Source organism: Streptomyces sp. NPDC002092 (genome assembly GCF_053593775.1).
Map to the genome: position 1 here is coordinate 1 of NZ_JBSFDG010000024.1, position 14,776 is coordinate 14,776.

Sequence of the window (14,776 nt, forward strand, 5' to 3'; positions counted from 1 at the left end):
GTCTTGCGTTTCCGACTCTATCAGACCGTTTCCCGATCCGATTTCCTCGGTGCTTTCCAGGTTCCCGCTTTCGCGTTTCCCTTTCCGGCGGCTCCGACTTTATCAGAGATTCTGAGTCGGATTTCCCGCCCCGATCGGGGACTGGTTCCGGCGCACGAAGCGGCCGGGTTCCCGTTCTGGCGGAGCCGTAAACGTACTGGAGCGGGGCGCCCCGATGCAAATCGAGGCGCCCCGCTCCGGGTTCACACGTACGAGGGTTCGTACGCCCGTCAGACCTCCACCACGACCGGCAGGATCATTGGCCTGCGCCGATACGTGTCGGAGACCCACTTGCCGAGGGTGCGGCGGATGAGTTGCTGCAGCTGGTGCGGCTCCACCACCCCGTCCTGGGCCGAGCGTTCGAGCACCTCGGTGATCTTCGGGATCACGTCGCCGAAGGCCGTGTCCTCGATACCCGAGCCGCGGGCCTGGATGTGCGGGCCGCCCGTGATCTTGCCGGTGGACGAGTCCACCACGAGGAAGACCGAGATGATGCCCTCGTCGCCGAGGATCTTGCGGTCCTTGAGCGCCGGCTCGCCCACATCGCCGACCGACAGCCCGTCGACATAGACGTAACCCGCCTGGACCTTGCCCGAGATCTTGGCCTTGCCCTCGACGAGGTCGACGACCACGCCGTCCTCGGCGATGACGATGCGGTCGTGCGGCACGCCGGTCATGGCGCCCAGTTCGGCGTTGGCGCGCAGGTGGCGCCATTCGCCGTGGACCGGCATCAGGTTCTTCGGGCGGCAGATGTTGTAGAAGTACAGGAGCTCGCCCGCGGACGCGTGGCCCGACACATGGACCTTCGCGTTGCCCTTGTGGACCACGTTCGCGCCCCAGCGGGTCAGGCCGTTGATCACGCGGTAGACCGCGTTCTCGTTGCCGGGGATCAGCGACGACGCCAGGATCACCGTGTCGCCGTCGACGATGCGGATCTGGTGGTCACGGTTGGCCATGCGGGACAGGGCCGCCATGGGCTCGCCCTGGGAACCCGTGCAGACCAGCACGACCTCGCTGTCGGGCAGGTCGTCGAGTGTCTTCACGTCGACGACCAGACCCGGCGGGACCTTCAGGTAGCCGAGATCCCGGGCGATGCCCATGTTGCGGACCATCGAGCGGCCGACGAAGGCGACCCGGCGGCCGTACTCGTGGGCCGCGTCCAGGATCTGCTGGATGCGGTGGACGTGGCTGGCGAAGCTCGCCACGATGATCCGCTTGCGGGCGCTCGCGAAGACCTGGCGCAGGACGTTGGAGATGTCGCGCTCGGGCGGGACGAAGCCGGGGACCTCCGCGTTCGTCGAGTCGGCGAGGAGGAGATCGATGCCCTCCTCGCTCAGTCGTGCGAAAGCGTGGAGGTCCGTCAGGCGGCCGTCCAGCGGGAGCTGGTCCATCTTGAAGTCGCCGGTGTGGACCACCATGCCCGCGGGTGTGCGGATGGCCACGGCGAGGGCGTCCGGGATGGAGTGGTTGACCGCGACGAATTCGCAGTCGAAGGGGCCGACGCGTTCGCGGTTCCCCTCCGCCACCTCGAGGGTGTACGGGCGGATGCGGTGCTCCTGGAGCTTCGCCTCGATCAGGGCGAGGGTCAGCTTGGAGCCGATCAGCGGGATGTCCGGCTTCTCGCGCAGGAGGTAGGGGACGCCGCCGATGTGGTCCTCGTGGCCGTGCGTGAGCACGATGCCCTCGATGTCGTCGAGGCGGTCCCGTACGGACGAGAAGTCCGGCAGGATCAGGTCGATCCCGGGCTGCTCCTCCTCGGGGAAGAGCACGCCGCAGTCGACAATCAGAAGACGGCCGCCGTACTCGAAGACCGTCATGTTTCGGCCGATCTCGCCGAGACCGCCGAGTGGGGTGACCCGCAAGCCGCCTTCGGGGAGCGGCGGGGGCGGGCTGAGTTCAGGATGCGGATGACTCAAAAGACTCTCCTCACCACACGCGCCACGTACCGGTGGGCACGTGGCGCGCGTGACGTTCGTGCATGAGCAGTTGTCGTTGTGGGGTGCGGGCACCGGTGGCCCGCCTATTCAGTTGTGAAGCCTGTGGTGCCAAGTCTGGTGTCAGAGCTGTACCCCGCCTGCAGCAAGATCGATCTTGAGCTGGGCGATCTCTTCGGGTGTGCACTCGACCATGGGCGCGCGCAGCGGCCCCGCGGGCAGGCCTTGGAGCGTGAGGGCGGCCTTTGTGGTCATGACGCCCTGGGTGCGGAACATGCCCGTGTAGACGGGGAGCAGCTTCTGGTGGATCTCGGTGGCCTTCTGGACGTCCCCGGAGACGAACGCGTCGACGAGGGCGCGCAGGTCCGGAGTGACCACGTGGCCCACGACCGAGACGAAGCCGACCGCGCCCACCGAGAGCAGTGGCAGGTTCAGCATGTCGTCGCCGGAGTACCAGGCGAGCCCGGAGCGGGCGATCGCCCAGCTCGCGCGGCCGAGGTCGCCCTTGGCGTCCTTGTTGGCGACGATGCGCGGGTGCTCCGCGAGCCGGACCAGCGTCTCGGTGTTGATCGGGACGCCGCTGCGCCCGGGGATGTCGTAGAGCATGACCGGTAGCTCGGCGGCGTCGGCGACGGCCGTGAAGTGCCGGTAGAGGCCCTCCTGCGGGGGCTTGTTGTAGTACGGCGTCACGATCAGGAGGCCGTGTGCGCCGGCCTTCTGGGCGGCCCGGGCCAGCTCGATGCTGTGGTGGGTGTCGTTGGTGCCGACACCGGCCACGACGTGGGCGCGGTCGCCGACCGCCTCCAGTACGGCCCGTACGAGCTCCGATTTCTCCGCGTCGCTGGTGGTGGGGGACTCGCCGGTGGTGCCGTTGACGATCAGGCCGTCGTTGCCTGCGTCCACCAGGTGGGCGGCGAGCCGCTGCGCGCCGTCGAGGTCGAGTGCGCCGTCCGCCGTGAAGGGCGTGACCATGGCGGTGAGGACCCGCCCGAAGGGGGTCTGCGGAGTCGAGGTCGGAGCCATGGGTAACACGCTACTCGGTGCTCAATGCGCGGTCTGCCCTTGGGGTGCGGGATAAGTCCGGACAAATGCGGAGCCCGGTACTGCCTGCTCGGGGGTTCAAGCAGTACCGGGTCCGTTTGATCAGGCTAGATGAACTTCTCCAAATGCCGCAATACGGACACTTCACCAGGCTGACCGTACGGGGCTGCCCGACCGGTGAATGGCGGTGTGCTACGGCGCCACACGGCCGTTCGCGTTGAAGGCGGCGTAGGTGAGCGGCATGAGCCTGGCCCACTCGGCCTCCATCTTCTCGCCGACCATCTCGATCTCCCGCTGCGGGAAGGACGGGACCTTCGCCAGCTCGTGCTGGGTGCGCAGGCCGAGGAAGTGCATCAGCGAGCGGGCGTTGCAGGTGGCGTACATCGAGGAGAACAGACCGACCGGGAGTACCGCACGGGCGACCTCGCGGGCGACGCCGGCGGCGAGCATCTCCTGGTAACGCTCGTAAGCCTGGATGTACGACTCTTGCATCGAGCGTTCCACGATCTCCTGCTGGGCTTCGGTGCCCTGCACGAACTCGTACTTGCCGGGTCGCCCCTGCTGTACGAGTTTGCGGTCCTCTCCCGGCACGTAGAAGACGGGCTGCAATTCCCGGTAGCGGCCGGACTCTTCGTTGTAGGAGTTGTGGACGACGACTCCGTTGGCCAGGAAGTTGTGCCAGGGGCCTTCCACGGTGAGGTCGTACGTCATCTCCTCACCGTCGTCCTCGATCGAAACGACCGGATCGGGAACGGCCACAGCGATTTTTCCGCCGCCACGGGCGAGCTTCTGTTCCGTCGCACTCTTGGTGGCATGGCAGGGCTCGCAGGCGGGTGCCAGATTCCGCTCGTCGAGCGCGCGGGTCAGGTCTTCGGCCACAGGAACGACGTGATCGAGAGCAAGCTGCTCGCGAGGGAAGGACTGTCCGCAGAGGTGGCAGAGATCGGTCTCGCGAATCAGGCGGTCGCGCTGCATCGAGGTCCAGACTCCGACACCGCGACGAAGGCTCGGGGGAACGAGCCTCTCGGAGGGGCGGGGCGCCGTCCCGGCGGACATGACCGCGTCGCCGACCGCCAGCTCACCGGCCTTCCGCCAACCGTCCGGAGTGAGCACCGCGTGGTCGACGGTGGAACGCAGAACCTTGCCACCCGCAGTGGTGATCTTGATCAGTGGCTTGACGCCCGACTGGACGACGTCGAGGATCTGGGCCCGCTGCGCGGTCAGCGTCTCCTCGTCGTAACAGCGGACGTGATTGCGCCGCACCGATTCGAGCTTGCGCAGCCGGGTGGACGGGTGTTCTTCGCGGAATTCGGCGACAGCGGAGTCGGCCGCCTCGCGGTTGTCGTACAGCCCGAGGTAGTGGTTCGTCTCTCCACGACGGACCTGCGCCATCCACTTCTGTGCGCGTGCGTGCCAGGTCACGCCACCCGCCGAGTGCGGCAAGCGGTCCTGCACGCCGAGGTGCCACAGTTTGTAAAGATCCTCGATGGAGCGCCGCCGCAGATTGCCCGCCTCGCTCACCAGCGTGATCTCCGTATCACCCGCGACGCACCAGCCGACGCGGTGCCGCATGAACTCGCGGAAGACGAAGATCGGGGCGCTGACGAAGAACGTCATCGAGTTGTGCTCGAACGGGCTGCCGTGCCGGTCGCGCATCAGGTAGTTGATCAGGCCCTTGGAGCGCTCGGGGTCCTTGCCCAGCTCGTCCAGGGACTGCTCGCCGATGGTCGAGACGCGGGCGGCGAAGAGCACGTCGGCGTCGGACGCGGTGTGCTTGACCAGCTCGACGGTGACGTCGCTGCGGAAGCTGGGCTTGAGGTCGTCGGCGGGGGTGTCGGTCACGACTCGGAGGGTCCCTTCCATCACTTCTCTCGGGCGGCGCCCACTCTACGACCCGGCACTGACAACGGGGCGTTCGGTGCCGGGTCGCGACATACGTCGGCGAATTTCTGTGAATTCGGCGAAACCGGGCACCTTTTGGGGCACTCGACCGTCTGTGTAGATGACAGTCACTCGTTCGATCCCGAGAGGAGAAGCTCCCCTCATGTTCCGTCGGCGTGAACCCGTTCCGTTCGCCTTCGTCGCCGAGGCCGACAGGTTCCGCAGCAATGTCGCTCCCCCGCCCCGTCAGCGGGCGTCCGCCGGTCAGATAGCCGGGCGCTGGCTGCTGGGACTCACCATCGTCGCCGGACTGGTGGGCTCGCTGGTTCTCGGTATGCCCGCGCTGTCCAGTCCCGCTGCCACGCCGGCTCAGCAGTCACAGGCCTCCCAGGGGCACTGACTCCATCCGGACCCCACGAGTGGTGAGCAGGAACACAGACGGATAACCTCACCGGGCACAGCCCATGCATGGATTGAGTGAGGACCAGCCGTGCCCCTGCCCTTCCTGACGGCCGACCGTGCCTATGAGCCGGCGGACGATGCGCTGCCCTTCGACGACCGCGACCGCTGGCGGCGGCCCTACCGCCCCGGGCCGTGGCGCGTGGGTGTGGCGGCCCTGTGGCTGCTGCTCGCCTCCTTCGTGCTGTTCGCCGCGGTCATCATCGCGTTCACCGCTTCGGCTTCCGAGGCCGGTGTGGTCTTCGGTGTCGCGCTGGCCGTCATCGGGGGTTCCCTCAGGCTGCTGCGCGTGGGCGTGTGGGTGAGTGCGCGCGGGCTGCGCCAGGTGGGCTTCTTCGGTACGCGTACGACGCCGTGGGAGCGGGTCGCCGCCCTGCGGACGGTTCAGCAGCCGGTGCGCTGGCTCGGGCTGCCGCGCACGGTGCAGGGGCAGGCCCTGATCCTCGTACGCAGTGACCGTCCGGCGCAGGACGGGCCGGTGCTGCTCACCACGCACGGCGTCGACTTCCTGGCGCGGGCCGGGTCCTTCGACCGGGCCGCGGACACGATCGAGGCGTGGGCGGCGGAGAACAGGCGCGGCTGACCCTGCGCTCGTACGAAGGGGCCGGTCCGCGGTGAGCGCGGGCCGGCCCCTTCGGCGTACGGCTGAGGTGTGGTCGTGGGTCTCAGGCCTCGACCGTTCTGCCCTCGTGCAGGGCGATGGCGCGTTGCATGGCCTTGCGGGCGCGTGGGGTGTCACGGGCGTCGTGGTAGGCGACCGCGAGGCGGAACCAGCTGCGCCAGTCGTCGGGGGCCGCTTCCGTCTCGGCCTTGCGCTTGGCGAAGACCTCGTCGGCCGAGTCGCGGTCGATACGGCCGCCGGGTGTGCGCTTCAGCTCGTCGACGGGCAGACCGCCCTCGGCGTCGAGTTCGGCGGCGAGGGCGTTGGCCTTGCGGACGAACTGGGTGTTCTTCCACAGGAACCACAGGCCGATCACCGGCAGGATCAGCACCGCCACACCGAAGGTGACGGTGAGGACCGTGCCGGACTGGATGAGCATGACGCCGCGGCTGCCGACCAGGACGAAGTAGAAGACCAGGACGGCGGCCGTTATGGCGTAGGACAGCTTGGCTCGCATGACGGTGTCAGCCCAGGTCCAGGAAGTGTTCCAGGCCGAACGTCAGGCCCGGGGCGGTCACCACACGGCGGGCGCCCAGCAGGATGCCCGGCATGAAGCTGCTGTGGTGGAGCGAGTCGTGCCGGACGGTCAGCGTCTCGCCCTCGCCGCCGAGCAGGACCTCCTGGTGGGCCAGCAGGCCACGCAGGCGGACGGCGTGCACGGGGATCCCGTCTACGGTCGCGCCGCGGGCCCCGTCCAGTGCCGTCTCCGTGGCGTCCGGCGCCGGTGCCGAACCGGCGGCGCGCCGTGCCTCGGCGATGAGCTGGGCCGTGCGCGTGGCGGTCCCGGAGGGGGCGTCCACCTTCTTCGGGTGGTGCAGCTCGATGACCTCGACGGACTCGAAGTAGGGCGCGGCGATCTGCGCGAACTTCATCGTCAGTACGGCGCCGATGGAGAAGTTGGGCGCGATCAGCACGCCCGTCTCCGGGGAGGCGGCCAGCCAGCCGCGCAGCTGCGTGAGGCGCTCGTCGGTCCAGCCCGTCGTACCGACGACCGCGTGGATGCCGTGGCTCACGCAGTACTCGAGGTTGTCCATCACCGAGGCCGGCGTGGTCAGTTCGACGGCGACCTGGGCGCCGGTCTCCGCCAGCGTCTCCAGCTTGTCGCCGCGGCCGAGGGCGGCCACCAGCTCCATGTCCTCGGCCGCCTCGACGGCCCGTACCGCCTCCGAGCCGATCCGGCCCTTGGCACCGAGGACCGCCACGCGCAGCTTGCTCATCTTCTTGCTTCCTTCAGGAGGGGACTTACGCGACCGCTTCGTTCAGGCGGGACGCCTGCTTGTCCTTCAGCGGGCCGATGACCGACAGCGAAGGCCGCTGTCCCAGGATGTCGCGCGCGACCGAGCGGACGTCGTCCGGGGTGACCGAAGCTATCTGGGCCAGCATGTCGTCCACGGACATCTGTTCGCCCCAGCACAGCTCGCTCTTGCCGATACGGTTCATCAGCGCGCCCGTGTCCTCCAGGCCCAGGACCGTCGAACCCCGCAGCTGGCCGATGGCGCGGCCGATCTCGTCGTCGGACAGGCCGTGCTCGGCGACGTGGTCGAGTTCGTCGCGGCAGATCTTCAGCACGTCGTGGACCTGCGAAGGCCTGCAGCCGGCGTACACGCCGAACAGGCCGCAGTCGGCGAAGCCCGAGGTGTACGAGTACACGCTGTAGGCCAGGCCGCGCTTCTCGCGGACTTCCTGGAACAGGCGGGACGACATGCCGCCGCCGAGGGCCGTGTTCAGCACGCCGAGGGCCCAGCGGCGCTCGTCGGTGCGGGCGAGGCCCGGCATGCCGAGGACGACGTGTGCCTGTTCGGTCTTGCGGCCGAGCAGTTCGACGCGGCCCGCGGTGCGGATCGTGCGGCGGCCGTCGCGCGGGGCGATGGGGGCCGCCGCGTCGCTCTTGAAGGCGCCCGCCTTCTCGAAGGCCGCGCGGACCTGTCGTACGACCTTGTTGTGGTCGATGTTGCCGGCGGCCGCCACGACCAGGTGGGTCGGGTCGTAGTGCTTCTTGTAGAAGCGGCGGATGCGGTCCGCGGTGAGGGCGTTGACGGTGTCGACCGTGCCGAGGACGGGACGGCCCAGGGGGTTGTCGCCGAACATCGTGTGCGCGAACAGGTCGTGCACACAGTCGCCCGGGTCGTCCTCGGTCATCGCGATCTCTTCGAGGATCGCGCCGCGCTCGACGTTGACGTCCTCCTCGAGTATCAGCGAGCCCGTGAGCATGTCGCAGACGACGTCGATGGCGAGCGGCAGGTCGGTGTCGAGCACGCGCGCGTAGTAGCACGTGTACTCCTTCGCCGTGAACGCGTTCATCTCGCCGCCGACCGCGTCGATGGCGGAGGAGATGTCCAGCGCACTACGGCGGGAGGTGCCCTTGAAGAGCAGGTGCTCCAGGTAGTGCGTGGCGCCGTTCAGGGCCGGGGTCTCGTCGCGGGAGCCGACGTGCGCCCAGATGCCGAAGGTCGCGGAGCGGACCGAGGGCAGGGTCTCGGTGACGATGCGCAGGCCGCCCGGGAGGGTGGTCTTGCGGACCGTGCCGATGCCGTTCTCGCCCTTGATCAGGGTTTGGGTACGGGCGACGGCCCGCGCCTCCGAGGAGGTGCGGGCCGTCGCCTTGAAGCCACGGGGCGTCACTTGTCGCCGTCGTCCTTCTTGCCCGCGGCGGAGCCGCTGTCGGATGCCGTGTCGTCGCCTTCTTCGCCCTCGATGACCGGGATCAGGGAGAGCTTGCCGCGGGAGTCGATCTCGGCGATCTCGACCTGGACCTTCTGGCCCACGCCGACCACGTCCTCGACGTTCTCCACGCGCTTGCCGCCCGCGAGCTTGCGGATCTGCGAGATGTGCAGCAGACCGTCCTTGCCCGGGAGCAGCGACACGAACGCACCGAAGGTCGTCGTCTTCACGACGGTGCCCAGGTAGCGCTCGCCGACCTCCGGCATGGTCGGGTTGGCGATGCCGTTGATCGTGGCGCGGGCGGCCTCGGCGGCCGGGCCGTCGGCGGCACCGATGTAGATGGTGCCGTCGTCCTCGATCGTGATCTCGGCGCCGGTGTCCTCCTGGATCTGGTTGATCATCTTGCCCTTGGGGCCGATGACCTCACCGATCTTGTCCACGGGGATCTTGACGGTGATGATCCGCGGGGCGTTCGGGGACATCTCGTCCGGGGTGTCGATCGCTTCCATCATCACGTCGAGGATGTGGAGGCGAGCGTCACGGGCCTGCTTCAGGGCCGCGGCCAGGACGGAGGCCGGGATGCCGTCCAGCTTGGTGTCCAGCTGGAGCGCGGTCACGAACTCCTTGGTGCCGGCGACCTTGAAGTCCATGTCACCGAAGGCGTCCTCCGCACCGAGGATGTCGGTGAGGGTGACGTAGTGCGTCTCGCCCTCGATCTCCTGGGAGATGAGGCCCATGGCGATACCGGCGACGGGGGCCTTCAGCGGCACACCGGCGTTCAGCAGCGACATGGTGGAGGCGCAAACCGAGCCCATCGACGTCGAGCCGTTGGAACCGAGGGCCTCGGACACCTGACGGATCGCGTACGGGAACTCCTCGCGCGTCGGCAGGACCGGCACGAGGGCGCGCTCGGCGAGGGCGCCGTGGCCGATCTCGCGGCGCTTCGGGGAGCCGACGCGGCCGGTCTCACCGGTGGAGTACGGCGGGAAGTTGTAGTTGTGCATGTAGCGCTTGCGGGTCACCGGGGAGAGGGTGTCCAGCTGCTGCTCCATGCGGAGCATGTTGAGGGTGGTGACGCCCAGGATCTGGGTCTCGCCACGCTCGAACAGTGCGGAACCGTGCACGCGCGGGATGGCCTCGACCTCGGCGGCCAGCGTGCGGATGTCGGTGACACCGCGGCCGTCGATGCGCTTCTTCTCCTTGATGACGCGCTCACGGACCAGGGTCTTGGTCAGCGAGCGGTACGCGGCGGAGATCTCCTTCTCGCGGCCCTCGAACTCCGGCAGGAGCTTCTCGGCGGCGAGCGCCTTGACGCGGTCCAGCTCTGCCTCGCGCTCCTGCTTGCCGGCGATGGTCAGCGCGGAGGCGAGCTCCGGCTTGACGGCACCGGTGAGGGCCTCGAGGACGTCGTCCTGGTAGTCCAGGAAGATCGGGAACTCGGCGGTCGGCTTGGCGGCCTTCGCGGCGAGGTCGGCCTGGGCCTTGCAGAGCACCTTGATGAAGGGCTTCGCGGCGTCCAGACCGGCGGCGACGACCTCCTCGGTCGGAGCCTCGGCGCCGCCCTTGACCAGCTGGATGGTCTTCTCGGTGGCCTCGGCCTCGACCATCATGATCGCGACGTCGCCGTCCTCCAGGACGCGACCGGCGACGACCATGTCGAAGACGGCGTCCTCGAGCTCGGAGTGCGTCGGGAACGCGACCCACTGGTTGTTGATCAGCGCGACGCGGACGCCGCCGATCGGGCCGGAGAAGGGCAGACCGGCCAGCTGCGTGGACGCGGACGCGGCGTTGATCGCCACGACGTCGTACAGGTGGTCGGGGTTGAGGGCCATGATCGTGGCGACGACCTGGATCTCGTTGCGCAGGCCCTTCTTGAAGGACGGGCGCAGCGGGCGGTCGATGAGGCGGCAGGTGAGGATCGCGTCCTCGGAGGGGCGGCCCTCACGGCGGAAGAAGCTGCCGGGGATCTTGCCGGCGGCGTACATCCGCTCCTCGACGTCCACCGTCAGGGGGAAGAAGTCGAGCTGGTCCTTGGGGTTCTTGGAGGCGGTGGTGGCCGACAGCACCATGGTGTCGTCGTCCAGGTACGCCACGGCGGAGCCGGCGGCCTGCTTGGCCAGGCGGCCCGTCTCGAAGCGGATGGTGCGGGTGCCGAAGGAGCCGTTGTCGATGACGGCCTCGGCGTAGTGGGTCTCGTTCTCCACTAGCGTTTTCTCCGATACTTTTCGTCTTTTGTCCTGGTCTGCCCGTGTGGCAGGAGGACCGTCACGGAGAAGCGCTCCACTGGTGCGGGCCGGTCTTCGATCGAAGCACCCGGGGTCTCTTCCCCGGGGGCCACTACCGAGGACCGGCGGCGGCGAGGTGCGCTTCTCGCTGTGTCGTACGTATTGCGTTGTGCTACCACACTACAAAGGGGCAGTGACACTCCGCATGTTTCCGTGCGTACGGACGGTTCCGCACGTACGGCAAAGGGAGCGGTCCCGACCCTTCGGGAACCGCTCCCCCTGCACGGCGTCTTACTTGGCGCCCGCCGCACCACGGCGGATGCCGAGGCGGTCGACCAGCGTACGGAAGCGCTGGATGTCCTTCTTGGCGAGGTACTGCAGCAGGCGACGGCGCTGACCGACCAGGATGAGCAGACCACGGCGGGAGTGGTGGTCGTGCTTGTGGGTCTTGAGGTGCTCGGTCAGGTCCGAGATCCGGCGCGAGAGCATGGCGACCTGGACCTCGGGGGAGCCGGTGTCGCCCTCCTTCTGGCCGAACTCGCTGATGATCTGCTTCTTCGTAGCGGCGTCGAGCGACACTCGTACTCCTCGTAGTCTTCAAGGTTGCCACCGAGTGCCCCCGGTCTTTGTCTCGGGGGAGCTTCCGTTACTCGGGAGGCGGGGATCCGCTGGGCGCGGCCTCCAGGTCCTGCAGGTGAACCTGCGGGGGTTCCGGGGGTGCGTACACAAACGGCCGTCACACAGCGTACCAGCCGGTGGGGCCGCTACTTCACGGCCATGCTCTCGATGCCCAGGACGAGATACACCCACTTGGGCTGTCCCTTGGCGGGTCCGTCGACCTTCTTGACGCCGAAGAAGATGCGGCCGTCCTGGACGACGATGTCGTTGTAGTCCGTCATCGTCATCAGATCGGCCTCCTGAGGGAGGTCGAAGTAGAGGTACGGGTTCTCCGTGCCCTTGTGCGGGTCCAGGCTGACCAGTCCCGACGGCATGACGTGCTGGTCGGTCACGCGTACGGCCAGGAGTGCGTCACCGCTCATCCGTACCGGGTACAGCAGGGAACCTGGGCCGGAGTCGAACTTCTTGGTGGTCTTTCCGGTCGCCAGGTCGAAGCCGATGATCCAGTTGGAGTTGATCAGCTCGCCTGAGTCCTTGCTGCGCAGGAAGACCTGGCCGTCGCCGACGGCGATGGTCGGGCAGTCGTCGGCGGTGAGGAAGTCGTCGTACGAGCACTCGCCGACGTAGGTGCCGTTCTGGAGGCGGATGACGGCGCGGGGCTTGCCCGAGGTGTCCAGGGACAGCATCTCGGAGATGCCGATCCCGCCGGCCTGGACGGCGAGGACGGGCGGCTCGGCGGAGGGGATGTTCAGGTCGCGGATGCCCTTCGCGGCGGAGTACGTCCACAGGACCTTGCCGGTTGTCGGGTCCACCCTGCGTGCCTTGTAGGTGGTGGCGTCCGTGGAGTCGGCGGGGGCCTTGTCGTTCCAGCACTGCTGGCGCACCAGCAGGGCGCCTCCGCCCGCCGCCCCCATGTCCTGGCAGGAGCCGGCGGAAATCGTCTCCCACGCGCGCGTGCCGTCGTTCATGCGGTACGCGTCCGTGCCGCCGCCCCAGGTGACGACGACCGTGCCGTGCACCAGGGTCACGCTCGGGGTGTCCTGGGCATCGCCGCCCGTGGCCATGCCGTGGCCGTCGCCCAGTTGGGAGACGGGGAAGTCGGCGTCCCAGATCTCACGGCCGTCGTCGAGGTCGAAGAAGGCCACGTGGTTGCAGAAGGCGTTGCCCCGGTCGTTGGCGCGGAACAGGACGGCCGTGCGGTGCTCGTTGGTCACGTGGCGGGTGTAGCCGCAGATCGGGCCGTCGAGGGGGAGCTTCCACCTCTCGTCGCCGGGCGCGGCGTCGGTGCCTATGCGCAGGCCGACGACGGTCTTGTTGATGCCCTTGGCGATGATCTTGTCCGTGGCCCACATGCCGGGCATCTGGTAGTGCTCGCCCGGGCTGAGGCCGTCCACGGAGAAGCGGAAGGCCATCTTTCCGGTGGGGTTCGCGGGCTTCTTCTCGACGGTCTCCCGGATGTCGCGGGGGCCTTGGCGGGTGGCCGCCCCGTTCGAGGTCTTCGTACCGTCGCCTGCGGCCCACAGCAGCCGGCCGCCGGTGCCGAGCGCCGCGACCAGCAGGAGCGCGAGCAGCGCCACGGGACACCCCGGGCGGTGCTTGTGCCGTGGCGGCTGCGCGGGCGGGGCGGGCTGGGCGTACATGGGAGGGGGCGGGCCGAAGCTCACGCGCGGGTCCTTTCCCTGTGGAGTTTTCCTGTGACCGGGGGTGCGGATTCCGGTGCCGTGCTCACGCCGACGCCCCACGCCCTGCGTGCAGGGTGTGGGGCGTCGAGGTCTGTCGCCGGGCGGGTCTCAGTTCCCGATGCCGCCGCGGACCTTGCCGTAGACGTCGAGGACCGCCAGGCAGACCGGGACGAGGGAGAGCAGGACCAGCGAGTCCGCGAGGTCGAGCATGCGGCCCCAGAACGGCGAGAGGCCCTTCTGCGGCACGATCAGGGCGATCGCGATCAGGAGCAGCACACCGGCCGCGACCGAGGCGCCGAGCCACAGGGTCCGTACGTCGACCGGGCCGTGGTTGTTCTGGAGCAGCTGGATGATGATGTCGGCCGGCGGCGAGATCGCAAGGCCGAGGACCAGCAGGCCGAGCGTGATGACACCGGCCACGAACAGGCAGGTGACCTGGGCGGTGTAGCGGAACAGACGCGCCCGCAGCATCGCGGCGAGGCCGGTGCACAGGGCCAGCAGCTGGGCCCAGCCGCTGTCGCTGAAGCCGAGCACCGCGCCGCCCGCGCCGACGATGACGGCGGCGCATCCGCCCACCAGGCCGAGCAGCAGTTCGTGGCCGCGGCTGGTCTGGGCGACGATGCGCTGGACGTCGACGGCTTCGAGGTCGCCCTCGCGGCCCTCACGGCGGGCCCGGGCGAGGTCCTCGGGGTTGCGGAAGCCGATCGGCAGCTTGGCGAACCGGGCCGACCAGCCGGGCAGGAAGCCGACGACCGCCAGGGCGACCACCGAGGTGCCCGCGGCGATCTCCCGCGGCGCCGCGTCGGTCAGCACACCGCAGAACACGGCGAGCGTACCGATCACGGAGGCCAGCGCGGCGGCCACGAACGGGGCGTCGCCCTGCGGCAGCAGCATGATCAGCACGACGGAGAACAGCAGTACGGCGACGCAGCCGACGAGGAACTGGAGCCTTCCGGGGCCTTCGTGCGCGCCCTGCGCGAGGACACCGGAGCCCGCGATGAGCGCGTGCGGCAGCGCCGAGATGCCGAGCGCCACGGCGGAGCCCCGGTCGTCGTAGACCCGCGCCCGTACACCGGCGAGTGCCGTCAGGCCGAGCGCGGTCACGCCCGCGAGGATGCCCTGCAGGCCGTGCATGTCGTGCCGGATCGGGTCCGCGAACCAGAAGACGAAGCCGAGCATGACAAGGAGCAGCGAACCGGCGACGAGACCGGCCACCCGCATCAGGTTGTCGTTCCAGCTGCGGATGTCCTGCTTGACCGCGGCGGCGATGGCGTCCACGACGTCGTCGTGGACGGCCGGCGGCAGGGAGTCGGCGAAGGTCCGCAGCAGCAGCACCTCGCCGTCCCTGACCCGGTGCTCCAGCAACGAACGGCTCGCGTCGAGCACCTGACCCTCGCGGGTCACCAGGTGATAACCGGCAAGACTGGTGTCCGACTGGACCAGGCCCGAGAGCCTGATGATCTCAGGAAAGAGGTCCTGGATCGGCAGGTCCTCCGGCAGCGCGACATCGACTCGGCTGTCCGGCGCTGCGATGGTGATTCGGCAGAAACCTGTCGAAGTCCCCGTGCTCACCTG

General features: G+C 68.7%; 11 protein-coding genes and 3 pseudogenes. 2 read left to right on the plus strand and 12 right to left on the minus strand.

The features are described 5' to 3' along the window. Positions 1–269: 269 nt before the first annotated feature. From ACWCRD_RS38975 to ACWCRD_RS38995, 5 genes and pseudogenes are all read right to left on the minus strand, one after another. Positions 270–1,955 carry a ribonuclease J gene (locus tag ACWCRD_RS38975; protein ID WP_450970423.1) on the minus strand — a complete coding sequence of 562 codons (1,686 nt, stop codon included), beginning with the start codon at positions 1,953–1,955 and terminating at the stop codon, positions 270–272. Between the two features lie 141 nt (positions 1,956–2,096). After that, complete coding sequence (gene dapA / locus ACWCRD_RS38980) at positions 2,097–2,996, minus strand: 4-hydroxy-tetrahydrodipicolinate synthase (RefSeq protein ID WP_450970424.1); 900 nt, start codon at positions 2,994–2,996, stop codon at positions 2,097–2,099. A 210-nt stretch (positions 2,997–3,206) separates the two neighbouring features. Further along, positions 3,207–3,656 (minus strand): annotated as a pseudogene (thyX, locus tag ACWCRD_RS38985) (FAD-dependent thymidylate synthase); the annotation flags it as partial. A gap of 3 nt (positions 3,657–3,659) precedes the next feature. Beyond that, a pseudogene (locus ACWCRD_RS38990) lies at positions 3,660–4,586 on the minus strand (HNH endonuclease); the annotation flags it as partial. Further along, a pseudogene (locus ACWCRD_RS38995) lies at positions 4,566–4,856 on the minus strand (FAD-dependent thymidylate synthase); the annotation flags it as partial. The pseudogenes ACWCRD_RS38995 and ACWCRD_RS38990, both read right to left, overlap by 21 nt. A gap of 202 nt (positions 4,857–5,058) precedes the next feature. Between ACWCRD_RS38995 and ACWCRD_RS39000 the strand changes: the two are divergent. Both ACWCRD_RS39000 and ACWCRD_RS39005 read left to right on the plus strand, forming a co-directional pair. Continuing rightward, positions 5,059–5,295 carry a hypothetical protein gene (locus ACWCRD_RS39000; RefSeq protein WP_389078662.1) on the plus strand — a complete coding sequence of 79 codons (237 nt, stop codon included), beginning with the start codon at positions 5,059–5,061 and terminating at the stop codon, positions 5,293–5,295. A gap of 90 nt (positions 5,296–5,385) precedes the next feature. Next, on the plus strand, positions 5,386–5,937 hold the full coding sequence (locus ACWCRD_RS39005) for a PH domain-containing protein (protein WP_450970425.1): 552 nt from the start codon (positions 5,386–5,388) through the stop codon (positions 5,935–5,937). A gap of 82 nt (positions 5,938–6,019) precedes the next feature. Here the strand turns inward: ACWCRD_RS39005 and ACWCRD_RS39010 are convergent, their stop codons facing one another. The 7 genes from ACWCRD_RS39010 to eccD form a co-directional block, all read right to left on the minus strand. After that, the gene (locus ACWCRD_RS39010; protein ID WP_099931721.1) at positions 6,020–6,472 is read right to left on the minus strand and encodes a tetratricopeptide repeat protein; all 453 of its coding nucleotides are present in this window, start codon (positions 6,470–6,472) and stop codon (positions 6,020–6,022) included. Between the two features lie 7 nt (positions 6,473–6,479). Beyond that, positions 6,480–7,232, minus strand: coding sequence for a 4-hydroxy-tetrahydrodipicolinate reductase (dapB, locus tag ACWCRD_RS39015; protein ID WP_450970426.1), 753 nt, complete (start codon positions 7,230–7,232; stop codon positions 6,480–6,482). Between the two features lie 25 nt (positions 7,233–7,257). Then, entirely contained in the window at positions 7,258–8,637 is a 1,380-nt protein-coding gene (locus ACWCRD_RS39020) for a M16 family metallopeptidase (RefSeq protein WP_450970427.1), read from the minus strand. Further along, positions 8,634–10,880: a polyribonucleotide nucleotidyltransferase gene (locus ACWCRD_RS39025; RefSeq protein ID WP_450970428.1), complete on the minus strand. Its 2,247-nt coding sequence runs from the start codon at positions 10,878–10,880 to the stop codon at positions 8,634–8,636. Before ACWCRD_RS39025 ends, ACWCRD_RS39020 begins: the two co-directional genes overlap by 4 nt. Before the next feature lie 312 nt (positions 10,881–11,192). Next, on the minus strand, positions 11,193–11,480 hold the full coding sequence (gene rpsO, locus ACWCRD_RS39030; RefSeq protein WP_028802543.1) for a 30S ribosomal protein S15: 288 nt from the start codon (positions 11,478–11,480) through the stop codon (positions 11,193–11,195). Between the two features lie 185 nt (positions 11,481–11,665). Continuing rightward, positions 11,666–13,183, minus strand: coding sequence for an outer membrane protein assembly factor BamB family protein (locus ACWCRD_RS39035; RefSeq protein WP_450970429.1), 1,518 nt, complete (start codon positions 13,181–13,183; stop codon positions 11,666–11,668). Positions 13,184–13,309: 126 nt separating this feature from the next. Further along, positions 13,310–14,773, minus strand: a complete 1,464-nt coding sequence (gene eccD / locus ACWCRD_RS39040; RefSeq protein ID WP_450970430.1) for a type VII secretion integral membrane protein EccD — start codon at positions 14,771–14,773, stop codon at positions 13,310–13,312. Positions 14,774–14,776: the final 3 nt, after the last annotated feature.

What these genes read in the sequence shown, in the direction of transcription:
- dapA (WP_450970424.1), bottom strand. Translation starts at nt 2,996, where the DNA reads ATGGCTCCGACCTCGACTCCGCAGACCCCCTTCGGGCGGGTCCTCACC.
- ACWCRD_RS39000 (WP_389078662.1), top strand. Translation starts at nt 5,059, where the DNA reads ATGTTCCGTCGGCGTGAACCCGTTCCGTTCGCCTTCGTCGCCGAGGCC.
- ACWCRD_RS39010 (WP_099931721.1), bottom strand. Translation starts at nt 6,472, where the DNA reads ATGCGAGCCAAGCTGTCCTACGCCATAACGGCCGCCGTCCTGGTCTTC.
- dapB (WP_450970426.1), bottom strand. Translation starts at nt 7,232, where the DNA reads ATGAGCAAGCTGCGCGTGGCGGTCCTCGGTGCCAAGGGCCGGATCGGC.